The 24,322-nt window shown below is 61.4% G+C and carries 25 protein-coding genes; 18 read left to right on the forward strand and 7 right to left on the reverse strand.

The window, feature by feature from the left end; translation table 11 throughout:
* Positions 1–2 precede the first annotated feature (2 nt).
* Positions 3–929, reverse strand: coding sequence for a polyprenyl synthetase family protein (locus tag B2M20_RS03175; RefSeq protein ID WP_079445652.1), 927 nt, complete (start codon positions 927–929; stop codon positions 3–5).
* 258 nt (positions 930–1,187) lie between these two features.
* On the opposite strand from B2M20_RS03175, the gene mtgA reads away from it, so the two are divergent.
* The 3 genes from mtgA (at position 1,188) to B2M20_RS03190 (ending at position 2,919) form a co-directional block, all read left to right on the forward strand.
* On the forward strand, positions 1,188–1,868 hold the full coding sequence (mtgA, locus tag B2M20_RS03180; RefSeq protein ID WP_079445653.1) for a monofunctional biosynthetic peptidoglycan transglycosylase: 681 nt from the start codon (positions 1,188–1,190) through the stop codon (positions 1,866–1,868).
* 99 nt (positions 1,869–1,967) lie between these two features.
* A complete protein-coding gene (gene rpmF, locus B2M20_RS03185) occupies positions 1,968–2,153 on the forward strand; it encodes a 50S ribosomal protein L32 (RefSeq protein WP_009798498.1) in 186 nt (61 codons plus the stop codon).
* A gap of 124 nt (positions 2,154–2,277) precedes the next feature.
* Positions 2,278–2,919: a hypothetical protein gene (locus B2M20_RS03190; RefSeq protein WP_079445683.1), complete on the forward strand. Its 642-nt coding sequence runs from the start codon at positions 2,278–2,280 to the stop codon at positions 2,917–2,919.
* A 41-nt stretch (positions 2,920–2,960) separates the two neighbouring features.
* Here the strand turns inward: B2M20_RS03190 and B2M20_RS03195 are convergent, their stop codons facing one another.
* Positions 2,961–3,314, reverse strand: coding sequence for a hypothetical protein (locus tag B2M20_RS03195; RefSeq protein WP_139372826.1), 354 nt, complete (start codon positions 3,312–3,314; stop codon positions 2,961–2,963).
* Between the two features lie 187 nt (positions 3,315–3,501).
* Here B2M20_RS03195 and B2M20_RS03200 point away from each other — a divergent pair, with 187 nt between their 5' ends.
* Positions 3,502–5,280, forward strand: a complete 1,779-nt coding sequence (locus B2M20_RS03200) for an EAL domain-containing protein (RefSeq protein ID WP_374708855.1) — start codon at positions 3,502–3,504, stop codon at positions 5,278–5,280.
* A 129-nt stretch (positions 5,281–5,409) separates the two neighbouring features.
* Here B2M20_RS03200 and B2M20_RS03205 read toward each other — a convergent pair whose 3' ends face one another.
* The gene (locus B2M20_RS03205) at positions 5,410–6,468 is read right to left on the reverse strand and encodes a polysaccharide deacetylase family protein (protein WP_079445655.1); all 1,059 of its coding nucleotides are present in this window, start codon (positions 6,466–6,468) and stop codon (positions 5,410–5,412) included.
* A gap of 264 nt (positions 6,469–6,732) precedes the next feature.
* Between B2M20_RS03205 and B2M20_RS03210 the strand changes: the two genes are divergently transcribed.
* The 10 genes from B2M20_RS03210 to phoB all read left to right on the forward strand — a co-directional run bounded on the left by B2M20_RS03210 (position 6,733) and on the right by phoB (position 16,460).
* A complete protein-coding gene (locus B2M20_RS03210; RefSeq protein ID WP_079445656.1) occupies positions 6,733–8,124 on the forward strand; it encodes an OmpA family protein in 1,392 nt (463 codons plus the stop codon).
* 4 nt (positions 8,125–8,128) lie between these two features.
* Positions 8,129–8,455 carry a hypothetical protein gene (locus B2M20_RS03215; RefSeq protein WP_079445657.1) on the forward strand — a complete coding sequence of 109 codons (327 nt, stop codon included), beginning with the start codon at positions 8,129–8,131 and terminating at the stop codon, positions 8,453–8,455.
* A 129-nt stretch (positions 8,456–8,584) separates the two neighbouring features.
* On the forward strand, positions 8,585–9,640 hold the full coding sequence (locus B2M20_RS03220; protein WP_079445685.1) for a putative bifunctional lysylphosphatidylglycerol flippase/synthetase: 1,056 nt from the start codon (positions 8,585–8,587) through the stop codon (positions 9,638–9,640).
* The gene (locus tag B2M20_RS03225; protein WP_244553402.1) at positions 9,621–10,973 is read left to right on the forward strand and encodes an ATP-binding protein; all 1,353 of its coding nucleotides are present in this window, start codon (positions 9,621–9,623) and stop codon (positions 10,971–10,973) included. The genes B2M20_RS03220 and B2M20_RS03225 overlap by 20 nt, the downstream gene beginning before the upstream one ends.
* Before the next feature lie 125 nt (positions 10,974–11,098).
* Positions 11,099–12,124: a phosphate ABC transporter substrate-binding protein PstS gene (gene pstS / locus B2M20_RS03230; RefSeq protein ID WP_079445658.1), complete on the forward strand. Its 1,026-nt coding sequence runs from the start codon at positions 11,099–11,101 to the stop codon at positions 12,122–12,124.
* Positions 12,125–12,251: 127 nt separating this feature from the next.
* The gene (pstC, locus tag B2M20_RS03235; RefSeq protein ID WP_079445687.1) at positions 12,252–13,241 is read left to right on the forward strand and encodes a phosphate ABC transporter permease subunit PstC; all 990 of its coding nucleotides are present in this window, start codon (positions 12,252–12,254) and stop codon (positions 13,239–13,241) included.
* An 82-nt stretch (positions 13,242–13,323) separates the two neighbouring features.
* On the forward strand, positions 13,324–14,169 hold the full coding sequence (pstA, locus tag B2M20_RS03240) for a phosphate ABC transporter permease PstA (RefSeq protein WP_079445659.1): 846 nt from the start codon (positions 13,324–13,326) through the stop codon (positions 14,167–14,169).
* Positions 14,166–14,984, forward strand: a complete 819-nt coding sequence (gene pstB, locus B2M20_RS03245) for a phosphate ABC transporter ATP-binding protein PstB (protein ID WP_079445660.1) — start codon at positions 14,166–14,168, stop codon at positions 14,982–14,984. The genes pstA and pstB overlap by 4 nt, the downstream gene beginning before the upstream one ends.
* 33 nt (positions 14,985–15,017) lie before the next feature.
* Positions 15,018–15,734 (forward strand): phosphate signaling complex protein PhoU, encoded by a 717-nt coding sequence (gene phoU, locus B2M20_RS03250; protein ID WP_079445661.1) that lies wholly within the window; start codon positions 15,018–15,020, stop codon positions 15,732–15,734.
* A 21-nt stretch (positions 15,735–15,755) separates the two neighbouring features.
* On the forward strand, positions 15,756–16,460 hold the full coding sequence (gene phoB, locus B2M20_RS03255; protein WP_079445662.1) for a phosphate regulon transcriptional regulator PhoB: 705 nt from the start codon (positions 15,756–15,758) through the stop codon (positions 16,458–16,460).
* A gap of 249 nt (positions 16,461–16,709) precedes the next feature.
* On the opposite strand, the gene B2M20_RS03260 is transcribed toward phoB, so the two are convergent.
* On the reverse strand, positions 16,710–17,216 hold the full coding sequence (locus tag B2M20_RS03260; protein WP_079445663.1) for a GcrA family cell cycle regulator: 507 nt from the start codon (positions 17,214–17,216) through the stop codon (positions 16,710–16,712).
* Positions 17,217–17,671: 455 nt separating this feature from the next.
* Here B2M20_RS03260 and B2M20_RS03265 point away from each other — a divergent pair, with 455 nt between their 5' ends.
* Both B2M20_RS03265 and argF read left to right on the forward strand, forming a co-directional pair.
* Entirely contained in the window at positions 17,672–18,883 is a 1,212-nt protein-coding gene (locus tag B2M20_RS03265; RefSeq protein WP_079445688.1) for an aspartate aminotransferase family protein, read from the forward strand.
* On the forward strand, positions 18,880–19,806 hold the full coding sequence (gene argF, locus B2M20_RS03270) for an ornithine carbamoyltransferase (protein WP_079445664.1): 927 nt from the start codon (positions 18,880–18,882) through the stop codon (positions 19,804–19,806). The genes B2M20_RS03265 and argF overlap by 4 nt, the downstream gene beginning before the upstream one ends.
* Positions 19,807–19,878: 72 nt before the next feature.
* On the opposite strand, the gene B2M20_RS03275 is transcribed toward argF, so the two are convergent.
* Together B2M20_RS03275 and B2M20_RS03280 are read right to left on the reverse strand one after the other, a co-directional pair.
* Positions 19,879–21,150, reverse strand: a complete 1,272-nt coding sequence (locus B2M20_RS03275) for a coiled-coil domain-containing protein (RefSeq protein ID WP_079445665.1) — start codon at positions 21,148–21,150, stop codon at positions 19,879–19,881.
* Positions 21,151–21,341: 191 nt separating this feature from the next.
* Complete coding sequence (locus tag B2M20_RS03280; protein WP_079445666.1) at positions 21,342–21,947, reverse strand: DUF1134 domain-containing protein; 606 nt, start codon at positions 21,945–21,947, stop codon at positions 21,342–21,344.
* Between the two features lie 110 nt (positions 21,948–22,057).
* On the opposite strand from B2M20_RS03280, the gene B2M20_RS03285 reads away from it, so the two are divergent.
* A complete protein-coding gene (locus tag B2M20_RS03285; RefSeq protein WP_079445667.1) occupies positions 22,058–22,564 on the forward strand; it encodes a YHS domain-containing (seleno)protein in 507 nt (168 codons plus the stop codon).
* 17 nt (positions 22,565–22,581) lie between these two features.
* Here the strand turns inward: B2M20_RS03285 and B2M20_RS03290 are convergent, their stop codons facing one another.
* Entirely contained in the window at positions 22,582–23,370 is a 789-nt protein-coding gene (locus B2M20_RS03290) for a 3'(2'),5'-bisphosphate nucleotidase CysQ family protein (protein WP_087881097.1), read from the reverse strand.
* 189 nt (positions 23,371–23,559) lie between these two features.
* Between B2M20_RS03290 and chpT the strand changes: the two genes are divergently transcribed.
* Positions 23,560–24,207 (forward strand): histidine phosphotransferase ChpT, encoded by a 648-nt coding sequence (gene chpT / locus B2M20_RS03295; protein ID WP_079445669.1) that lies wholly within the window; start codon positions 23,560–23,562, stop codon positions 24,205–24,207.
* The last annotated feature ends 115 nt before the right edge of the window (positions 24,208–24,322 follow it).

The raw sequence follows: 24,322 nt of genomic DNA on the forward strand, positions 1-24,322 counted from the left end.
CTTCAGCTCTTGCGATCGGCGACAAAATGCGCGGCGGCGCGCAGCACGTCACCGCGTGGACCAAACACCGACAAAGCCTCATCCGCCTTCGCCAGAAGGTCCCGAACGCGTTTCTTGGCGCCGTCGATGCCGAGTTGGGTGACGAATGTGGTCTTGCCGAGTGCCGCGTCGGCGCCGGCCGGCTTGCCGAGCGCCGCCGCATCGCTTTCGACGTCGAGAAGGTCGTCGGCGATCTGGAAGGCTTCGCCCAGCGCGCGACCGTAAGCGTCGAGCGCCTGATAATCTTTTTGCGAGGCCTGGCCGAGCAGCGCGCCGGCAATGCAGCCGAAGCGGAGCAGTGCGCCCGTTTTCATCTGCTGCACGCGCGCCACGTCGACCGGCTCGCGGTCGCCGAAGCGGCCTTCACCGGCGAGATCGAGCAGCTGCCCGCCGACCATGCCGCCAATGCCGGCAGCGCGCGCCAGCGCGCGCGTCAGCAACAGGCGGACGGCGGGATCGTCATGGACCTCGTCGCGGGTGATGATGTCGAAGGCAAGCGTCAGCAGACCGTCTCCGGCGAGGATTGCCGTGGCATCGTCGGTGGTCTTATGCAGAGTTGGCCGCCCCCGGCGCAGGTCGCTGTTGTCCATCGCCGGCAGGTCGTCATGAATCAGCGAATAACAATGGATGCATTCGAGCGCTGCGCCGGCCAGCAGCGCGGCGTCGCGCGGAACGCCGAATACAGCCGAACTTTCGACCACGAGAAACGGCCGCAACCGCTTACCGCCGCCGAGCGAGGAATAACGCATGGCGTCCATCAGCCGCTTCGGGCGCGCGATCTCGTCGGGCAGAGGGCTGTCGGATAGCAATTTTCCCAACAGGACCTCGGTCTCGTCCGCCGTCGTGTCAAGGCGCTTTGTAAAATCGGCGGATGAAAGTCCTGACGTCATCAAAATGGCTCCAAGAACAGAAAAGGGCACCGAGACTGCAAAGGTTTGGCGAGGTCGATTTTTGCGGGACAATCCTTCATGGTGTCGGCTTCGTCAATTCCGGCCGACCGACAATCTGCTGGTCGCGGTGATCCGACAGAAGGAGTTTTCAATGCCTTCTTACGCCGGCTTCGGTGTAATTAACGGTGATTTTGTGAATCCCCTCCGTCACGGACGAGGTGAACCCGTTCGCCGATCGATTGAAGGCGTCGCGGCCTGATGCGGCGGGCGATCCGTATCGGGGTGCTCTTCGTCACTGGCCTGCTGCTGTTGCCTTATTTGCTGACGCCGCTGTATCGGATCGGCCATCCGGTCTCGACGCTGATGATATGGCGCACGCTCTCGGGCGCCCCGATGTCGCGGCAATGGATCGATTTTTCCGCGCTTCCTTCGGCGCTGCCGCGCTCCGTGGTCGCGTCGGAGGATGCAAAGTTCTGCAGCCATCACGGCATTGATTGGGATTCGCTACGGGATGTGCTCGACGATGCCGAGGACGGCGAGTTCAGGCGTGGCGGCTCCACCATCACTCAGCAAGTGGCAAAAAATCTGTTCCTCTGGCCCGGACGCAGCATGGTCCGCAAGGCGCTGGAATTTCCGCTGGCGATGTGGATCGATGCGGTACTGCCCAAGCAGCGAATTCTCGAAATCTATCTGAATATCGCGGAATGGGGGCCGGGCGGCCAGTTCGGTGTCGAAGCAGGGTCCCGCTATGCCTTCGGGCGATCCGCAGCCAGCCTAACGGCGCGGGAAGCGGCGCTCTTGGCTGCAATCCTGCCTAATCCAGTCCGGCGCAGCGCCCGAAGGCCCGGCCCGGGGGTTCGCCGGCTGGCCGGGACCTATATGGTCCGGGCCAGAGCATCCGAACTGCGCAGTTGCTGGCACGGCGATCGTGGCCTATAAGGCCGGCTTATCAGCATTCAACTCGCGCGTTCGGGACTCGCCGCGCCTGCCCATTGGCGTTTCGAGACGGACTCGACAACATCCTGTAAGGACACGGATATGGCCGTTCCAAGAAGAAAGACATCGCCGTCACGGCGTGGCATGCGCCGTTCGGCAGATGCGCTCAGCAAGCCGACCTACGCCGAGGACAAGGATTCCGGCGAGCTGCGCCGTCCCCACCATCTCGACCTGAAAACTGGCATGTACAAGGGCCGGCAGGTTCTGAAGGCCAAGAGCGACTCCTGAGCCCAGGCCTGATCAGCCTTGCGGTCCGGAACAGGCGCGGGGCTGGAATGAAGGGAGCGCCAGGGACGGAGGGATTCGGCACGCGGTTCTCGAACCTCCCGCTTGAATGAAGGAGGCCTTGGTGATGTCCGTGATCGGTTTCCCTCTGCTCCTGATTCCTCTAGCGATCTGCAACATCATTGTCTTCCTGATGCCGGGCGTCCTCTTGACGGAGCCCGTTCTCACCTTGACCTTGATGTCGGGTGTGCCTTGGCCGGTGACGCTCGGGGACACGCTGCTCGCGCTCGGCATCGTCCTGTTGCTGTTCGAAATTATCAAAAGCGTGCGCCCCGGTGGCAAGTATCTCACCGACCATCTGCTGTCGCTGGCGGTGTTCGGGGGTGCCGCGGCGGAATTCGTGATGCTGCCGCAATTCGGTTCGTCGACCTACTTCATGTTGACGCTGCTGGCGCTGGTCGATTTCCTCTCCGGTTTCGTCTTGCGGGCGCGGCGGCCTGCCCGTGCGGTCACCGGACCGTCGCAAGGCGTGGCAGAGGCCGAAGCGTGTGAACCGCGCTTCGATCCGGCACCTGCATCCATGGCGTCATCGGTTTCGTCGCCGGAGCCCGCCGACGCACTAACGGTCGTTGCCGAGCAGGTTCCGGAGAGTGTCCCGCCGATCGTTCATGGCGAGACTGCCGGAGCCGAACGGCATCCGGATGTTCCGGGTCCTCGCATCCAGCCGGGCAGCGAAACGCCGATGCCTTCTGATCAGTCCCGCCGCTAGCGCCCAGCTTCTGAGTTCGTCAGAACGGAAAGGCTGGAGGCTCAGATGACGCGCAGTAGCCGCGGACCAGACCGCGCGCCCGCTTGATTCCGCTCGCCCGTTGAATGATAGGCTGCCTGGGCGACCTGTGGCGTCGCGCGGCGGAACATCCGCGTCTGTGGACTATGCTCCGCGACGGCGATCAGTTGCGTGACAAAGAACGCGTCATGGCGCGCCGTGGAACGCCGAACCAGCCGACGCTCCACGGGCGCGACGGCTGACATCGGCCCTGGGCTCGGAGACTTTGTCGCGCCGCTGCGGTCCCGCCCGGGATTGGCAGCGATTCCAGATATCCGGCCCGTTCCTGCGATCGTCATCGTTGATGCAGCCTGTGTGAATGTGTTGTTCCGGGACATTGTGCCCGTGCTCGCAACGACCATCGCAAAAGCTGTGCCGGGACCGCTTCCTTGGGAAGGAAACGCATTTGGGTTGGAAATGGCGATCTTTAGGGTTGTTTTATGAACTTTACCTAGCGTGTCCGGGACGGGACGCTCTATTCTTTAAGATGGGAATCACTTGGCAGCGTCCTAAAATGAGGCGACCGTGACATCCGCCATTTCACCGGCAGTCAATCCCTCGTCCGGCGCTGATGCGTCACAAGCCGCCAGCGCGCCTACGGCCCTGCCCCGAGCGACTCAAGAACCCCGGGTGCCGGCGATTCTTGCGGCGCTGGGTCGGGCCGCGTTTACTTGGGATATTCCAAGCGATTCCCTGACCTGGACCGAGGGAGCGGCATCGATCTTTCAGGACATCGACCCGCCCTCGCTTGCTACCGGAAACGGGTATGGAGCTCTGATCGAACCGTCAGGATCGATCCGTGTCGATATTTTGTCAGCCACGCCAACCGCCCGGCAGCGCTGTGGGGAGGGAGTGCCCTATCGCATCGAATATGGACTGCGCGCCAGTGCCTCCGCGCCGATGCTGTGGATTGAGGAGTCCGGATGCTGGTTCGCCGACGCCGATGGCAAGGCGGTGCGCGTCGAGGGTATCGTGCGGCTTGAGAATGAGCGGCGGGCGCGGGACGAGCGGCTTATCAGTCTGTCCCGGAACGATGCCCTGACCGGCGAGCTTAATCGCACGTATCTGACGGCGGCTCTCGCCGAAGCGATCGAGGAAGCCGTGCGCTACCGCTCGTCGTTTGCGTTCATGATGGTCGGGATCGATCACCTCGCGCGCATCAACAATGCTTTCGGCTTCGATGTCGCCGACGAGGTGATCGGCGATGTCGCCAGGCGCATCCGGGCGCGATTGCGCGGCGGCGACGTTCTTGGCCGCTTCTCCGGCAACAAGTTCGGAGTGATCCTGAAGAACTGCGGTTTGGACGACGTGAGTGTCGCGGCCGAACGCCTTCTGGCGGGCATCCGCGAAGAGATCGTGATGACCAAATCCGGCCCCGTTTCGGTCACCGCCTCGATCGGCGCCGTTTTGGCTCCGCGTTATGCTCGGACCGCTGATGAAGCGATCAATCGCGCCCAGGAAGTCCTCGAGGCTGCGAAAAGTCGCCGTAGCGGTTCGCTCGCAGTGTGGCGACCCGATATTGAGCGCGACGCGCAGCGTCGAATCAACATCAGGGTTACCGACGAGATCGTGACCGCATTGAACGAGCGCCGTATTCTCACCGCTTTCGAGCGGGTGGTCGACGCGCGCACGCGTGAAACGGCGTTTTATGAGTGCCTGGTCCGGATGCAGCAGCAGAACGGTCAGGTTCTGCTCGCGCCTGATGTCGTGCCGGTAGCGGAGAAGCTCGGTCTGATCCGTCTGGTCGATCATCGCGTGCTGGAGCTTGTCATCGCCGAGCTCGCGGAAGCGCCCCACGTCCGGCTCAGCCTCAATATCTCGCCGGAGACCACCATGGACGTTGATTGGTGGACAGCGATCGAAGCACTGATGGGTGCGCATCCCGGCGTGGCCGAACGCCTGACCGTGGAGATTACCGAAACTGCGGCGATACAGGATATCGACGACGTCCAACGATTCGTCACGCGGTTGAAGAACTTGGGCAGTCGCATTGCGATCGACGATTTCGGAGCCGGCTACACCTCGTTCCGGAACTTGCGCAAGCTCGGCGTGGATATCGTCAAAATCGACGGCGCGTTCGTGCACAACCTCGCGCGCTCCTCCGACGACCGGGCGTTCGTGCAGACGCTGATCGATCTCGCGCGGCGGCTCGATATCAGGACGGTTGCCGAGTGGGTTCAGGACGAGCAATCCGCCGCCATGCTGCGCGACTGGGGCTGCGACTACATCCAGGGTAGGCTGATCGGCCTCGCTTCGCCGACGCGGCCATGGAACGTTCCGGCGGCTGTTCCGGCGGCGAACTGAAATCCTTTATTCGCAATGAAGCAGATGCTGCCTCTTCGCTTCTGTCGGGAAGATCGGAATGCACCGCGATGATGTGTGACGAGATGTGTTCATCCCAATAGGCACGCTTGAGCACAACGTCTTCAAGCCTCAGGTGACGTCAACGCGACGGAATCCATTCCACAGGGCGGTGGCAGCGCCCGACGTCAGCACCGGAAGGACGCGGGCAGTCTGATAGTTTCCGTTGAGGGAAATTCGCGGTAGCGCGGTCGGATGCTCCGCATTCTCAGGAAAGATCATGCCCGGTCGCGTCGTGATCGCAGTATTGAAACCGGCCGCCTTGGTCATAGCGAACTCGCGCACTCCCGCGGCGTCACGGTCGCCGTAGGGATAGGCGAGATGGACGACCGCACGCTGCAAGACAGCTTCGATCTGTGTCCGGCTGAAGGTGATCTCCTGAAGGGCCTGCTCCTCGCTTCGCTTTGCGAGGTTGCAGTGACTGACGGTATGAGCGCCGATCGTGACCAGCGGATCGGTGGCGAACGCTTTCAATTCGTCCCAGGATAGACACAGCTCCGCGCTGATGATGGATTCATCGACGCTATAGCGTGCACACAACCCATCCAGTTCGCGCGCGACATCGCGGTCGTCCGGCAGCCCACGCAGCAGATCGTGAATGAGAGAGAACGCTCCCTGCTTTTGTTCGACTGTGCGGGTATCGAGACGTATGGCGGTGTCACCGATCGTGCTGTCGATCCGCTCGGTGGAGGCAATGACCCGTTCGAGCGCTACCCACCAGAGGTGACCGGTTCCGTTTGCGAAATCATTCGCGACATAGACGGTGAACGGCGCGTCATATTCGCGCATTGCGGGCAGTGCGAAGTCGCGGTTATCGCGGTAGCCATCGTCGAAGGTGAAGCACGCAAACCGTCGCGAGAAGTCGCGTTGGCTCAACCGGCGATGCATCTCGTCCGCGGTCACGATGTCGATTCCGCGCGACCGGACATGGGCCAGGATCATGCGCAGAAATTCCGGAGTCACTTCCAGGTGATGATTGGGTTGGAATGGAGCATTTCGGCGCGGCCGCACATGGTGCAGCATGAAGATCGTTCCGACGCCTGCGAAGATCGGCCGCAGCAGATGATGAGCGCCGCTGAAATACAGGGCATCCAATCCGGCCCGAATGACGGTGTTGCGGAGCTGCTTCATTTGAAGTGATCGGCCAGTCCCTGCTGTTGACCAAATCTTAGTCGGAAACGGTTGAAGAAACGGTTATCCCTTCGGTCCGTCGCTGATGAGGCCTCCGTTTCATTTCGGTTTGACAGCCCGGCAAGGGTTTGTTTTCTCTTCATTTCGTCACGCGCGGCCGACCGAATCGCGTCCGGCTTTACCCGGTGCGCGTTTCAAAAGCTGGAGCGGATTGCATGATCCGGTCCGTCGGCAGCCGGCAGATTTTGCGCGACAGGATATTGAATGCGCGGATTTTTCAGATGGAGCAGCAAGTGGTGGCCGGGTGTCATCCCGCTCACCGTTCTTTGGGGGCTAGCCGCTTGGACGACAACGGGTCCGCTGGAAGCCGATCTGAGCGAGCAGGCCGCCGCCGTACTCAAGGACAGCGTTCTCGATAAAACCACGATCAGCGCCGCCGGGCGCGACATTATGTTCTCCGCCGAGGCGTTTTCGGAGCAGGAACGCAGCAACGCGGTGGCCTCGGTAGAGACGGTCCCGGGTGTGCGACGGGTCAACGATCGCACCGCGCTCGTCGCCGAAGCCAAACCGTTTGTTTGGACCATCGAACGGAAGGTCGGAAGGGTAACGCTCGGCGGAAACGCGCCGTTGCCGGTGGTCAAGAACAAACTGCTGGACGCTGCGCGTGCAACGTTTGCCGGCATCGACATCGCTGATCACATGGATTTAAAGCGCGGGGCGCCGCCGAGATTTGAAGCCGCAGCGACACTACTGATCGGTGAGACAGGCAAGCTCAAGACCGGCAAGGCAACGATTTCGGATTTAACGGTGAACCTGTCAGGCATGGCGCGTGAACTTGGCGGACGCGAGGCAATCGCCTCGGCGCTGAAGAATTTGCCTGACGGATATTCGGTCGCCAACGATATTCACGCCCCGCCATATGTCTTCGAGGCCAACAAGGATCCGGTCGCCGGGACGCTGATATTGACGGGGTATGTGCCCGACAATGCGATTCATGCCACGATCGTTGCATCCGCGGGCCGCAAATTCGGCGAGAAAATCATCGATAAGCTCAAGGCAAGTCTGGGTGCGCCGGCAGGCTTCGATGCCGTCGTCACGCGGGCGCTGCGATCTTTGTCGCGTCTGTCGACAGGGAGACTCGTCGTCTCTGATCGGAGCGTCGATCTCTCCGGCGACGCGCTATATGACCCGGCCGAAAGGCAAATCCGCGCTAATTTGCCCAAGGATCTACCTCGTGGCTGGGAGGCAAAAATGGAAATTTCGGTCAAGCCGCCGGCAGCCCCGGTCGATCCGACGGTGTGTCAGCAACTGTTCGGTGAACTTCTGGAGAAGCGCACCATTCAGTTTGAAACCGGTCAGGCGACGTTGGAGCTCGATTCGATCGGCCTGCTCGATCAATTGACGGAAACCGCGCTGCGTTGCCCGACGGCCACAATCGAGATCGTGGGGCACACCGACAGTGACGGTGATGCGTCATTTAACCAGACACTGTCTGAACGACGCGCGCAGGCGGTTGTGGACTTTCTGGTGAAAGCCGGATTGCCTGCCAGTCGATTCAGGCCGATCGGATTCGGCAGCGCTCAGCCAATTGCCACCAATGACACCGACGAGGGCAAAGCGAAGAATCGACGCATTGATTTCATTGTGAGGCAGTAAAGATATGGTCTACCTGGCAGGATTTCACTGGGTTTGGCTCATTGTATCGTTGCTGCTTGGCCTTGCTATGGGTTGGATTGCGGTGGTGCATCGCGGGCGGGGAGTCCCAAAACCAACTGCGCGGTGGCTATCGGCTTTGGTCTTAGCGCTGATTGTGGCAGCTTTCATGCACGTTGTTCCCGGCCGGTTCGGTTATTGGCTTGACCTTGGACTGGTGATGCTCGGAGTCTATCTTGTAGGTTGCGCGGTCGGATCGTGGTTGCGCGAGGGGGTAGTCTCGCGTCAGGCGGCGTCCGGGGGATCGACGGAACACTCTGGCGAGACACTCTGATGTGTTGAAATTAAGGGATTTGTTGACGCCGGCTGAATTCCACTAGGAACCAAAACACGCTACGACCATGTCCCGTGAATGAATGCGGAAAGGCACGACGTTGCCGTGGACCGCATTTCGAGGTTCTCGATGCTTGGATTAATACGCAGAGCGATTTCGATTCTGCGCCGGAAACGAATCCTGCACAAGCTCGGTGTGGCGATCAGCGTCACTGTTATCGCGGCCGCTTTCTACGTGCTCTTCCATATTCTCCGGGACATCGATGTCGAGGAGGTGATGGAGGCCATCAAGCGGACCGAGTGGAGCTCGATCGCGTTGGCGGGCCTGTTCGTTGCCGCGGGCTATTTCACGCTGACATTCTATGACTTGTTTGCAGTGCGGACCATCGGGGTCACTCATGTCCCCTACCGCGTCACGGCGTTCGCGGCTTTTACCAGCTATTCGGTCGGCCACAACGTCGGCGCCAGCGTGTTTACTGGCGGGGCGGTGCGCTATCGCATCTATTCCGCCTGGGGGTTGAATGCGGTCGATGTCGCAAAAGTCTGCTTTCTGGCGGGTCTCACCTTCTGGCTCGGCAATGCCGCCGTGCTCGGACTTGGTATCGCCTACCACCCCGAGGCGGCGACGAGCATTGATCAGCTTCCGCCAGTGTTCAATAGGCTGATCGCAATCGCGATCATTCTTGCACTGATCGGGTATGTGATCTGGGTTGGGATCCGGCCGCGTCGCGTTGGTAGCGGGGCATGGACGGTGGTTCTGCCGGGCAGTCGGCTGACGCTGCTGCAAATTTTTATCGGAATCGTCGATCTGGGATTTTGCGCACTCGCGATGTACGTGCTGCTTCCCCACCAGCCCAATGTCGGCTTTGTCGTTGTCGCGGTGATTTTTGTGTCCGCGACGTTGCTGGGTTTTGCAAGTCATTCGCCCGGGGGGCTCGGCGTGTTCGACGCTGCCATGCTGATCGGCCTGTGGCAGATGGAGAAGAAGGATCTTCTGGCCGGGATGCTGTTGTTCCGGCTGTTCTATTATGTTTTGCCCTTCACCATTTCCATAATCTTGCTCACGTTTCGGGAAGTTTTTGTCAGCGCGCGAATGAGACGCGTGGGTAAGGCGCCGACCGGATCGAAAGCTGGACCCGACAGTAAACTGCCCTATCTGGGGGAGCATGGCGATTCTGGCGCCTGACAGCACTCAAGCGGCTGCGGAAGCAAACGCCTCCCGGGTCTCAGGGCCCGGTGCGAGGTCCACATCCTGGCCGGACCGGTTGCGCCGCTCCGCGCTCATCCTGCTCGTTGCCGGGCTTGTTTTGACCGCACTGGTTGTGTTCGGCGGCTTGCAGCCTTTGGGCGCCATCGTTGCCTTTGTCTGCATCACCGGTGCGGCGCTGGTGCCCTGGCAGGTTCAGGATCCGGATGCCTCGCGCGAAACCGAACTCTGGGCCAATCCGGTCGAGACGGAGGTGGCACATGCCATCGTTGCCGGTATGCCGGATCCCAACGTGCTGCTCGATAGGGTCGGCCGCGTCATCCATCTCAATGCCGCGGCGGCGCAGCTCGTACCGGCGTTGCGCCGGAGCGAGCTCGCGCAGTTCGCACTGCGAGCGCCTGAGATCGTCACAGCGTTGCGTGAGGCGATTGCGACCCGGGAATCGCGGCGGACGACCTATCTCAATCCTGTTCCGGTCGATCGGTGGATGGAATTGATCATCACGCCGATTCCGGTGCCGACTGCATTCGGTGGCGTCGACTATTGCATGCTTTTGACGTTTCACGATCAGACGCCGTTGCGCCGGGTCGAGGAAATGCGCGCCGATTTCGTCGCCAATGCGAGCCACGAGTTGCGCACGCCTCTCGCTGCGCTCTCGGGGTTCATCGACACGCTGCAAGGTCCTGCGCGCGAGGATGCCCGGGCACGAGAGCGGTTTCTTGGCATCATGCACGCGCAGGCGGCGCGGATGGCACGGCTGATCGACGATCTCTTGTCGCTGTCGCGGGTCGAGCTGTCGGCGCATGTGCGTCCAGAGACGATTGTCGATGTTGTTCCGATCGTACGAGAGGTCGTCGACGGACTTGAGCCGCTGGCGGCGGAGCGTCATGTCGAGATCGAGGTCGCATTGCCCGAGGCCTCGGTGCGGATCTGCGGCGATCGTGAGGAGCTGCTGCGGCTATTCGAGAACCTGATCGAGAACGCGCTGAAATATGGCGCGTCCGGCGGCAGGGTCATGGTGTCGTCGATGCTCGGCGTCTCGCCGGAGGGCGCGCCGGAATTCCGGGTGGTGGTGCGGGATTTCGGTCCTGGCATCGCGCCTGAGCATTTGCCGCGCCTTACCGAACGCTTCTATCGGGTCGACGTCGGCGACAGCCGGGCTCAAGGCGGCACAGGCCTCGGCCTGTCCTTGGTGAAACATATTCTCAACCGTCATCGCGGTCGGCTCCTGATCGAGAGCGTGCCCGGTCATGGCGCGAGCTTTACCGCTTGTTTTCCACAGGCGCAGAACGCGACGGAAGCTGAAAATTAAATCATTTCAGATGCTTGGATGTGTCATGCCACTGTCGTCAAACTGTCGTAAAAGCAGCATCGGCCGTACCTAGAAGGGGCGATGAGCGCAACCGCGCTCTCTGCTCAATGCGAGGGAGATCGCGCATGAATTTCTTCCGGGTCATCGCCGCCGCTGGCCTCGTCGTCGCCTCTGCGGCTGTCTTTTCGGTTCCGGCGAAGGCAGCCGATGTCACTGGCGCGGGCGCGACCTTCCCGTTTCCAGTCTATTCCAAATGGGCTGATGCCTACAAGAAAGAGACCGGCAACGGTCTGAACTATCAGTCGATCGGGTCGGGCGCCGGCATCAAGCAAATTCTTGCCAAGACGGTGACCTTCGGCGCGACCGACGCGCCGCTGAAGGCCGACAAGCTCGAGAAGGATGGTCTTGTGCAGTGGCCGATGGTGATGGGAGCGATCGTACCCGTCGTGAATGTCGAGGGCGTGAAGCCTGGTGAACTGGTTCTTTCGGGCGAATTGCTCGGTGATATCTATCTCGGCAAGGTCACGAAGTGGGACGATCCTGTGATCGCGAAACTCAATCCGGGCGTCAAGCTGCCTTCGGCTCCGATCGCGGTGGTGCATCGTTCGGACGGGTCAGGCACCTCGTTCAATTTCACCAACTATCTGTCCAAGGTGAACGCGGAGTGGAAGTCCAAGGTCGGCGAGGGCACCGCGGTCGAATGGCCGGCGGGTGTCGGTGCCAAAGGCAATGAAGGGGTTTCCGGCAATGTCGGCCAGACCAAGAACTCGATCGGCTATGTCGAATACGCCTATGCCAAGCAGAACAAGCTGACTTATGTCGCGCTCGTCAACAAGGCCGGCAAGGCGGTGCAGCCGACCATCGCTTCCTTCCAGGCCGCGGCCGCCAGCGCCGATTGGGCTCACTCGCCGGGATACTACGTCATCCTGACGGATCAGCCGGGCGAGACTTCCTGGCCAATCACAGCCGCGACGTTCATCCTGATGCACAATGAGCCGGCCGACAAGGCGGCCTCCGCTGAAGCCATCAAGTTCTTCAAATGGGCGTTTGAGAAGGGCGGCAGGATGGCTGAGGAACTCGACTACATTCCGATGCCGGACTCGGTCGTCGAGCAAATCAAGAAAACCTGGACCTCCGAGATCAAAAGCTGATCTTGGGTAGTAGAGGAGCGCCAGAGCGCTCCTCCACTAGTTTTTGACTGGTGCAAAAAAGCTGTCTCCGTATCCCGGGCATGATGCTTTGCGAGACATACAGGACATAGGAATAGGCGTGACGGAAATAGCCCTTCATGGCAGCGCGGTGGAGTCGGCGGACCGCTATGATCGAACCCGCGCTCTGAACGCATTCAGGTTCGGGGATCGCGCGTTCTACTGGACCACGCGCATCAGCGCGATGCTCGTTCTGATGTTGCTTGGCGGAATCATCATTTCGCTGGTCGTGGGATCCTGGCCTGCGATTGTGGAGTATGGAAGCGGGTTCCTGACGACGCAGCGCTGGGCGCCGTCCGCCGAGCCGCCGGTGCTGGGCGCGCTGAGTCCGGTGTACGGCACCGTCCTGACCTCGGTCATCGCCATGATGATCGCTGTCCCGGTCGGAATCGGAATTGCTGTTTTCCTTACCGAGCTGTGCCCGCTGTGGGCGCGCCGGCCGATCGGCATGGCGATTGAGCTGCTCGCGGGCATTCCTTCGATCATCTACGGCATGTGGGGCTTCTTCATCCTCGGTCCGATCCTCGCCAACACGGTGCAGCCCTTCTTCATAGACCTATTTGAAGGTGTGCCGGTCCTTGGTGCGATCTTCGGCGGTCCGCCGTCGTATCTGAGCCTGTTCAACGCGTCGCTGATCCTCGGGATCATGGTGCTGCCTTTCATCACCGCGATTTCGCGTGACGTATTCGCAACCGTGCCGCCCGTCCTGAAAGAGGCGGCCTATGGCGTCGGCTGCACCACCTGGGAAGTCGTCTGGCACGTTGTGCTGCCCTATACGCGCGTTGGCGTGATCGGCGGCGCCATGCTGGCGCTCGGCCGTGCGCTCGGCGAAACGATGGCGGTGACATTTATTATCGGCAACTCGTTCCGCATCTCGCCATCGATCTTCGCGCCCGGCACGACGATTTCCGCAGCGATCGCCAGCGAGTTCGCGGAGAGCGACGGCTTGCATCAGTCGAGCCTGATGCTGCTCGGTCTGCTGTTGTTCGTTCTGACGTTCTTTGTGCTCGCTGCAGCGCGGCTGTTGCTGTTGCGGTTGGAGAAGAAGGCAGGGAAATAGGCATGGCACGGAAGAACGGAACCCGGTTTTTCCCGACAAACGAATTCGTTTGTCCAGCGATTATGCCTGTTCAGGTCAAGCCATGAATCCGATCTATGCGTCCCGCCGCCGTCGAGACGTTATCGTCCGCGCCCTCTGCTTTGTTGCCGCCGCATTCGGTGTCTCCTGGCTCGGGCTCATTCTGTTCACGCTGTTCTATAACGGTCTCGCCGGGATGAGCTGGCAGCTTTTCACCCAGAACACGCCGCCGCCCGGCGCGTCCGAAGGCGGTCTGCTGAACGCTCTTGTCGGCTCCATCATCATGACGGTGATAGGTGTGGGGGTAGGTGCGCCGATCGGGATGTTTGCGGGCACCTACCTCGCGGAATACGGCAAGCACGATCGCCTCGCGCCGGTCATTCGCTTCATCAACGACATCCTTCTCAGTGCGCCTTCAATCATCATCGGTTTGTTCGTATACGGCGCGGTGGTGGTCCCGATGGGAGGATTCTCGGCGCTCGCGGGGTCACTAGCGCTCGCCGTGATCGTCATTCCGATCGTGGTGCGCACCACCGAGGACATGCTGAGCCTGGTGCCGAACTCGCTGCGCGAGGCGGCCTCCGCGCTCGGCTTACCGCGCTCGCTCGTCATCAAGCGCATCGCCTATCGCGCCGCGCGAACCGGCCTGATCACCGGCGTGCTGCTTGCCACCGCGCGCGTTGCCGGCGAGACCGCGCCGCTGCTGTTCACCGCCTTGAGCAACCAATTCTTCAGCATGGACCTGACCAACCCGGTCGCTAACCTTCCTGTCACCATCAACAACTTCGTGCAGAGCCCTTACGTCTACTGGAAAGAACTGGCGTGGAGCGCCGCGCTGTTGATCACCTTGGCGGTACTGGCGCTGAACATCATTGCGAGGTTGATGGGCTCTGAGAGGATCGCAAAATGACCCACGGTTCCGTCGCCGCCTCAGGCTCGGCTGCTCCACCGCCGGTGATTGATCCGGTCATTCCGGTGAAGATCGACGCTCTTAACCTCAATTTCTATTACGGCCAGCATCATGCGCTAAAGAACGTCAACCTGTCGATCGCCGGCAACCGCGTGACGGCTTTCATCGGCCCCTCGGGTTGCGGAAAATCGACCCTGCTTCGCATCTTCAACCGCATGTACGACCTGTACCCCGGCCAGCGCGTCGAAGGACGCGTGTTATTGGACGACGCCAACATCCTGGACCCCAAGCTCGATCTTAATCTTTTGCGCGCCAGGGTCGGCATGGTGTTCCAGAAGCCGACGCCGTTTCCGATGACGATCTATGACAACATTGCGTTTGGCATCCGCTTGTACGAGAGGCTGCCGAAATCGGAAATGGACGATCGGGTGGAAAAGGCACTGCGGGACGGCGCCTTGTGGAACGAGGTCAAGGACAAGCTCAATGCGAGCGGACTCAGCCTTTCCGGTGGTCAGCAGCAGCGCCTGTGCATCGCGCGGACCGTTGCGGTGCGGCCCGAGGTGATCCTGTTCGATGAGCCGTGCTCGGCTCTCGACCCGATCTCAACGGCCAAAATCGAAGAGCTGATCGATGAGCTGAAAAGGCACTACACCATTGCGATCGTTACCCATAATATGCAGCAGGCGGCGCGCGTATCGGACTACACCGCGTTCATGTATCTCGGCGAGATGATCGAATTCGGTCCGACCAACAAGCTGTTCACATCGCCCTTAGATCGCCGCACCCAGGATTACATCACCGGCCGTTTCGGCTGAGGCTGCCTGCGGAGACGCGAGGAGAATTTTGATATGGCTTTCGAACACACCGCCAAGGCGTTCGACGACGACCTCCAGGAGCTGACGCGGCTGGTGTCCGAAATGGGCGGACTAGCTGAACGGCAGATCGTGGAATCCCTGGACGCGTTGATCCGCCGCGACGTTGCATTGGGTGCTCGCGTCGTGGCCGCCGATGCCGAAATCGACAAGCTGCAGCGTATGATCGAGGAACGCGCCATGCTGACTATCGCTCGGCGACAACCGATGGCCGTGGATCTGCGCGAGATCGTCGGCGCCATGCGAGTTGCTATCGATCTGGAGCGCATCGGCGATCTCGCCAAGAACATGGGCAAGCGCGTGGTTGCGATCGACAGCGATTTCCGCCCGCTGAAACTGATCCGCGGTCTCGAACATATGACCGATCTCGTGCGGTCCCAGGTCAAGTCGGTGCTCGACGCTTATGCGGCGCACGATCTGCCTTCGGCGATGGCAGTCTGGAAGGGGGACGAGGAGGTGGATGCTATCTGCACCTCTTTGTTCCGCGAACTCCTGACTTACATGATGGAGGATCCGCGGAACATCGGGTTCTGCATTCATCTCATGTTCTGCGCCAAGAACATCGAGAGAATCGGCGACCACGCCACCAACATTGCCGAGACGGTGTTCTACATGATCGAGGGTCAGCAGATTCTCGACAAGCGTCCCAAGGGGGATATGACTGGTTTCGCATCGGCGACTCCACAGAACTGAAACGGGATCAGGCGAGACACGATGGGTGCACGCATTCTGGTAGTGGAAGACGAGGAAGCGTTGACGACGCTGCTGCGTTACAATCTTGAAGCCGAAGGTTATGAGGTCGAAACGGTAACGCGGGGCGACGAGGCGGATACGCGGCTGAAAGAGCGCATCCCCGATCTTGTGGTGCTGGACTGGATGTTGCCGGGCCTGTCCGGCATCGAGCTATGCCGCCGGCTGCGGGCGCGTCCCGAAACCAAGCAGCTTCCGATCATCATGCTCACCGCTCGCGGTGAGGAGAGCGAGCGGGTGCGGGGGCTTGCGACCGGCGCCGACGACTACGTGGTCAAGCCGTTCTCGGTGCCGGAGCTCCTGGCGAGGGTAAAAAGCCTGCTGCGGCGCGCGAGTCCGGCGCGGCTGGCATCGATCCTGATTTTTGGCGACCTAGAGCTCGACCGCGATAGGCACCGCGTTGCGCGTTCCGGTCGTTCGATCGATCTTGGCCCGACCGAGTATCGGCTGTTGGAGTTTTTTCTCGAGCATCCCGGCCGGGTGTTCAGCCGCGAGCAATTGCTCAACAGCGTCTGGGGCCGTGACGTCTATATCGACGAGCGTACCGTCGACGTTCACATCGGACGACTGCGCAAACTGCTCAGTCCGGGTGGTGAGGCGGATCCGATCCGCACGGTGCGTGGTGCAGGCTACGCGTTGGACGAGCAGTTCGCGAGCGCGACTGAGTAAGCGGGGATAGCTGAACAGCGTCGATAATTGTCGTGATGCTGCGCTAGAGCATTTTGTTTTTGATTGAATCAGAAACGAAGGTCTAGATGCTGTTTTGACGCGTTTCCTTCACGCGAACCGGCATCGACTTCACTCGAAAACGCTATAAAGCGTCAACCGCGGCTTCCCGCAGATCTACGATCTGCTTGGACGCAAAACGAAATGGCCGGCTCAAGCCCGGCTATGACGAGATTTGAAGTTACGCTGTGATTACCGCGCCTTCGGCGCTTGGCGGCGACGGTCAGCGGCGGGCTGATAGGCGATGCGCGAGTGGTGCGCGCAATAAGGCAGGCCGGTGAGAGCCTTGCCACCGCAGAAGAAGAATTCCGGACTCGAGGGGTCGCCAACCGGCCAATGGCAAGTGGCTTCGCTGAGTTCGAGTAGCGATAGCCGCTGGCTCATAGGCACGACATTGTCGTAGGCGATCGGGTCTGGCTCGAGTTCAATCTCGAAGGCTTGCGCGAGCGCGGTATTTCCCCGGGAGACAGGGCGGGACACCCGCATCATGTGCTGGGCCGGACGGGCCTTGCGCGGCCGCGGCACCGTTGACGAAGGGCTCTTGGCGCGGCCCGATAGACCCAACCGGTGCACCTTGCCGATCACCGCGTTACGCGTCACGTTGCCGAGTTCGGCGGCGATCTGACTTGCGGAAAGTCCCGCTTCCCAAAGTTTCTTCAGTTGTTCGACACGGTCGTCGGTCCAGGTTATCACCGTCATCGCACATTGTTCCCTTGTTTAAGGCGTGCCCCCCGCAAGGCCGCGCACCTGAAGCGCCCCCTGAGAAACTCGTGTCGGCAGAATCCCTTAACCCTCGCCGGGCGGGAAAACGCCCGGGCGCTTACGCTGAGAACAGGGACCGATCGAGGATCAAAACGCCGCACGAGATGTCGTATTCGACAAGCCTAAGGCTACAATATGCCGTGACTCACGCGCAAGAGTCGGGCCTTACGGCGTCCACATGTTCTGCAAGAAAATGAGAGAATCGGCTCATTCTGCGACTTTCCCGCATCACCGAAGCACAAGTGGAATATTGACAGTAATCGCCGCGCACCTAGAATAACCGTCGCGTGCCGCCTTGAAAGGCGGCACATTTCGTTTCCGGGGCTGACAGTTCGTTGGTCGCGCCACAGCGCAGCCGAGCCGTTCCGCTTCCCATCAACCGGCAAATCGTCATGACTACAGCAGCGGCGTCTCATCTATTGCCCGTTTTCGCAAGGGCCGATCTTTCATTCGAGAGCGGCGAGGGAGCCTGGTTGCTTGGCTCCGACGGCGGACGCTATCTCGATTTCACCAGCGGCGTTGCCGTGAATGCGCTTGGCCATTGTCACCCGCATCTCGTCGCCGCGCTTCAGGCGCAGGCGGCAAAGCTCTGGCACGTCTCGAACCTTTTCAAATCGCCCGACGGCGAGCGTCTGGCGGCACGGCTCTGCGACCAGAGCTTTGCCGATTTCGTCTTCTTCGCCAATTCCGGCGCAGAGGCGGTGGAGTGCGCCATCAAGGTCGCGCGCCGTTATCATGCCCACAGGGGCAATCCGGAACGCTATCGGATGGTCACCTTTGAAGGCGCCTTCCATGGCCGCACGCTGGCGATGCTGGCTGCCACCGGCTCGAAAAAATATCTCGAAGGATACGGGCCGCCGGCGGACGGCTTTGACCAAGTGCCGCTCGGCGATATCGAAGCCGTAAAGAAGGCGATCGGTCCTGAGACCGCCGGAATCCTGATCGAGCCGTTGCAAGGCGAAGGTGGCGTGCGCGAGCCGCCCCACGCGTTCTTCCGAGCGCTGCGTCAGCTTTGCGACGAGCGTGGCCTGCTGCTGGTTTTTGACGAGGTGCAGACCGGTATGGGGCGCACCGGCGATCTCTTTGCCTACAAGCGCATTGGCGTTGCGCCGGATGTGATGTCATTGGCGAAGGCGCTCGGCGGCGGTTTTCCGATCGGCGCCTGTCTTGCGACCGCGGAAGCCGCTTCCGGCATGACGCCTGGCTCGCACGGTTCGACCTTTGGCGGTAATCCGCTAGCGGTTGCGGCGGCCAATGCCGTGCTCGACGTGATGCTTGAGCCTGGCTTCTTCGAGCGGACCCGAAAGATGTCGCTGCTTTTGAAACAGAAGCTGGCTTCGGTCGTCGATCGATACCCTGATGTGCTTAGCGATGTGCGAGGCGAGGGGCTTCTGATTGGCCTCAAGGCCGTGGTCCCATCGGGCGATCTGGTCAGCGCGCTACGTGAGGAAAAGCTCTTGACCGTTGGCGCCGGCGAAAACGTTGTACGCTTGCTGCCGCCGCTGATCATCGGCGACGCCGAGATCGACGAGTCGGTGCGGCGGCTGGAGCGGGCCTGCGTCAGGCTGTCCGGCGCATCCGCCAAGAAGGAAGCCGCGCAATGAGCAAGGCGCCACGGCATTTTCTCGATCTGTTCGACGTGCCGAGGACGGAACTGCGCGCGATTCTCGACGCCAGCGTCGCGATGAAGAAGCGACGCAAGGAGGGCCGGATCGCCGACAGGTCGCTCGAAGGCAAGACGCTGGCGATGATCTTCGACAAGCCCTCGACACGCACCCGCGTGTCGTTCGACGTCGGCATGCGCCAGCTCGGTGGCGAGGCGATCATGCTGACCGGGGCCGAAATGCAGCTCGGACGCGGCGAGACCATCGCTGATACCGCGAAGGTGCTGTCACGCTTCGTCGATATCATCATGATCCGCATCCTCAGCCACGACGCGCTGACGGAACTGGCGACCCACGCAACCGTGCCCGTCATCAACGGACTGACGCGGCGATCGCACCCCTGCCAGGTGATGGCCGACGTGATGACTTTCGAGGAACACCGCGGGCCTATCAAGGGCCGTACCGTGGCGTGGACCGGCGACGACAACAACGTGCTGGCGTCGTGGGCGCACGCGGCGGAGCGCTTCAGCTTTAATCTCAACATCGCGACTCCGCCGGAGCTTGCACCGAACAAGCTGCTGAAGGACTGGATCAGATCGAGCGGCGCGCCGATCAGGCTCGTCACGGATCCGGAAGCGGCGGTGCGCGGCGCAGACTGCATCGTCACCGACACCTGGGTGTCGATGGGCGACAAAGACGGCGAGCACCGTCACAATCTGCTCAAGCCTTACCAGGTCAATTCAAAGCTGATGCGGCTCGCAAAGCCGGACGCGCTGTTCATGCACTGCCTGCCGGCGCATCGCGGCGACGAGGTCACCGACGAGGTAATTGACGGACCGCAGTCGGTGGTGTTCGACGAGGCCGAAAACCGGCTGCACGCGCAGAAGGGCATTCTGGCCTGGTGTCTCCACGCGGCGGGATAGCGGAGCGGTTTCGGCCGGTGTTTTAAGGAGGCGGCCAATTTAAGGAGGCGGCCAAGCCTGATGTAACGCGAGCTAGCCCGGCCGGCGTCCCGCGCGGGGGGCATGAGATTCCAGAGCACGGATGCGGTCGGCCAGCGTGCTAACCGGAATCGCTCCGTTACCCGCCGAGCCATTGACCGTTTTCGTGGCTTTGGCGGGACCCGTAGCTGTTGCCGTCAGGATGGCTTCGATCGGGGAATCCGGCCCTTCGATGGTCATGGCCAGCCTCGCGACTTCGGCGGCGATGTCATTAATGTGCTCCCGCAACAGCGCGTTTTCCATCTGCTCGACCGTACCGGACTCCGCCTGACGCTGGAGCACGTTGATGTCGCGCTGCAATTTGGTTCGCTCGTCGTGGGCAGCGCGCAGCGCCCGTTCGGTCGCCAGTATTTCGTTGCGCAGCCCATCGATGAGCGGAGACTTACCGCCGTTTAGCGACGCAATCTCGTCGCGTAACTCACTGTTGGCGCGTTCCGCGGCAGCTTTGACTCGCCGCAACTCACTGTTCTTCGTATTTCGCTCGGCAAGCGCCGTGGTCTGCGCAGCGAAGTCGGCTTCGAGTTCTCTGACCCGACCGCCGAGCCTTTCCGCGTCCTTGGTTTTGTCGATGAGCTGGCCGTCAATCTTGACGATGCGCTGGCTTAGATTCTCGACGTGTTTGCGTGCCTCGTCGCGCTCCCTGGCCGCGACTGTTGTTTGGCCGCGCTGTTGCTCGAGTAGTGTATTCGTAGCGGCGAGTTCGTTTTCGATATCGTTGAGGCGGCTCTGCAATCGCTCGATCTGCGCGCGTACGACGAACAGTTCGGCTTGCCGGCCTTCGGCAGTCAACGAGCGGTCCGACAAGTCCTGGCGAAGCCGCCCGAGTTCCTTTTGCCGCTCGGCGAGGGTCTGCTCGACGCTCCGCAACATTTCCGCCTTGGTGGCAAGCTCCTGTTCGGCTGACTGCAATCGCTCCCCTGCCGTTTTCCCGCGTCCCTCTAGACTGAATATCCTCGCGTTCTTCTCGCCGAGCTCCACCTTCAGGCGGTTGATTGCGTCGGCCTTTTTGCCGAGCTCAGCGGACTGGCTGGCGACCTTCCTCTTGAGTTGGTCGACACTCATTTCCAGCCGCCGCGCCGACATCGCAAATTCGGCACGCAACTGATCTTTGTCGGCCTGGATTTCAGCCATCGACATCGGGGTAGCGGCTTCCATGCGTTTGATGGTGAGGCGGACTGCGCGGTCGTGCACGAGCGGCATGACCATCAGTCCGCACAGCATCGAAATTAGAAAACCGATCGCCAGATACATGATCGGCTCGACCATGGGCAACGCTCCACAACCCGGATAGGCGCTAGGGATCTGGTTACCATGCCACGGGCGGCCGGTAAAACGCCAGCGCTACGCCTCAATCGGTTTCCCAACCAAGCGGAATAGCCGCAAGAAAATGCTTTCAGTTAGTAACGTGCGCGTACTTTGATGCAAGACCGCATCCTTCTGCGGATATTCGCTGGACGTCAGAACGGGTTCCAGGTCGCTTGGGGCGTATACTTCAAATAGCCGATATTGGCGCCGAGCCGTAGTCCGAGACCCGAGCGGATCGGCACCAGCACGATGTTGTTTGCGGTCAGCGCCGTCATTCCGAAGCCGCCGACGATATAGGCGGAACCGTCGATGCCTGCGAAACGCTGATAGATCGCGCTTGTGGCGGGCAGGTTGTAGACCAGCGTCATGGTGCGGGCGCCGTCGCCGCCCCAGTCGAATCCGACGGATGGCCCCTGCCAATAGACTTTCAGGTCGCCGGCATTCTTGGTGTAGAGGGTGCCCTCGCCGTAGCGCAGCCCCGCCACAAAGGCCCCCGAGCCTTCCTCGCCGAGGATGTAGCCGTTCGGCAGGCCCCATTGGCTCACCGCACGTTCGATGACCGAGGCGAGCCCGCGTGAGACGTTGCCGAAGAACCGGGTTCCGGATGTGAGGAGTTCATCCGACGAATAGGTCCCAGGACCGCTGCTCCGTTGTGCCGGCTGTGCCCGGTAAGGCGCCGATTGCTGGGCAGAGGCCGGCACAGTCCCGAACATCACCGCAGCGAGCGTGACCGCTGCAAGGCGCGAAATAAGAGTCATGAAAAGCACCCCAAGTAGCAACTTGTCACTGCGTCCTTAACCCGATGCTGAGATGCAGGTTCGTAGGATGCGGCGATCGTCCCCCGACTCGCGAGTTATCGGCACCAACTATGACGGCACGGCGGCAGGAAAGATATGGCTTGCGCCTCGGAATAGCCGTGATCGCCTCGCTGGGGTGCGCCTTCGCTATCTCGGACATCAATTTGGCGGCTCGGGCCGCCACCTCCGAACGGGTCGTGGTCGACAGGTATACGGGGCTGGCGATCGGCGGGTTCGATCCCGTGGCTTTTTTTACCGACGCACGGCCGGTGCAGGGCGACGCCGACTACGAGGTCTCGCAGGGCGGCGCTATCTGGCGCTTCAGCAATCCCGACAACCGCGCCTTTTTCATCGCCAACCCCGATGTTTATAGTCCACGTTTCGGGGGCTACGATCCGGTGGATATTGCGCGGGGTGTGACTTGCGCTGGAACGGCGCGACTCTGGCTGATTTTCGGTCAGCGGCTTTATCTATTCGGTCATGAGGACAGTCGCGCGGCTTTCGCGGCTAATCCGACGCACTATCTGCGCGAGGCGACGCGCCGCTGGGCCGTGCTGAAAGAAACCCTCGCGCAGTAGTGCTGCGCCGGCTTCGCCTAACCTCGGGGCGCGGCAGAAGGGTCGCCCCAGGCAATAAACTCCGGGACCAGAAACCCCTCGCGGGCTAGGCCGAAATGCAGCGGCGCACCCAACTCATCCGTGACCTTGCCGCCGGCGGCGGTGACCAGAGCGTGACCTGCCGCAACGTCCCATTCGCCGGTCGGGGCGAGTCGTGGGTAGATATCGGCGCCGCCCTCCGCGATCCGGCAGAACTTGACGGCGGAGCCGAGCGGTTTGCGCACCGCGCCGGGCCGGCGCTCGATGAATGCGTCCGAGCGGTGGTCGGCGTGGGAGCGGCTGACGGCGGCGACCCATTGGGAGCCGGGGGGAGGAAGCGGTCGGGTCGCAATCGGCTTTGCGGCGCCGGACTCACCGCCGTCCGGCGTGACCGCGACGCGCTGGGCGCCGCGTCCGACAAGACCTCGCCAGATCGACCCGAGCGCCGGCGCGCCGATGATGCCGAGTAGCGGCACCCCGTCCGTCACGATTGCAAGGTTCACCGTGTATTCGTCGCGACCCGCGATGAATTCCTTGGTGCCATCCAGCGGATCGATCACGAACAAACTTCCGGAGTAAGGCGGTGTCGCGAGATGCACGCGCTCCTCGGACAGCACCGGAATATCGGGGCGGAGTTGCGCGAGTCCTTCGGCGATCACACGGTCAGAGGCGAGATCCGCGTCCGTGACGGGAGACCCGTCGATTTTGCCGCCGATCATCATGCGGCCGCGATTGACCGAGAGCACGGCGGCGCCGGCTTTCGCGACCAGTTCCGTGAGTGAGTCCATCAGCGCGGCAGCGGAGTGAGCGTCGATCACCGGCACGTTCGAGGTGTCCTTGCGTAGCACCGGGGGACGGCGGCGACTGCCTCAAGGTGGCAGCACAGGCTCAGGCCGTGTATCAAACTCTGAAGATCGTTTGATTCGCCATGTCCGCGTGCTGCGGAGTTGCCGAAACTGATCCCAGGAATACATTTTATGTCTGGCACACCGTCTCCCGATTCCGCTCCCGACGCGCTTGAACTCGCGGCACTGCTCTGTTCACGCGTCTGTCACGACCTCATTAGTCCCGTAGGCGCAATCGTCAACGGACTTGAGGTATTGGACGACGATCCCAAGCCGGACGATCGTGAGTTTGCCCTCGATTTGATTCGCAAGAGCGCCAAAATTGCCTCGGCGCGGTTGCAGTTTTGCCGTCTCGCATTCGGGGCAGCGGGCTCGGCCGGAGCGCAGATCGACCTCGGCGATGCCCAGAACATGGCGAAGGGCCATTTCGAGGACGGCAAGATCACGCTCGCCTGGAATTTACCGCGCCTTCTGCTGCCGAAGAACAGGGTGAAACTCTTGCTCAACTTGCTGATGATCGCGCAGCAGACGATTCCCCGCGGGGGAGTGCTAACGGTCGACTCGCTCGGGGAGGGCGAGGCCATGGGCTTCCGGATCACCGCCGCCGGGTTGAATGCCCGCGTGTCGCAGCCCGTCGCCGATCTTCTAGCGTCTGGTTCGTCCAACACCGTCGATGCCCACGCGGTTCAACCCTATTACACCCGTCTGCTGGCAGACGCCTGCGGCATCAGCATTTCGCTTGTCGCCGACGGCGACCAGGTGGTTGCGACTGCCAACTAAAGCCTCCGCCTCACCGACCAGGTTAACAAATGGTTTCCAGGTTGGACGCAATGGTTTCGAAGCTCGTTGCGAATGATGGTCTCGGTCGTTTTGTTTACCAGTTTGGCGGGCTCTT

This window comes from Nitrobacter vulgaris, from assembly GCF_002028545.1.
Lineage (GTDB): Bacteria > Pseudomonadota > Alphaproteobacteria > Rhizobiales > Xanthobacteraceae > Nitrobacter > Nitrobacter vulgaris.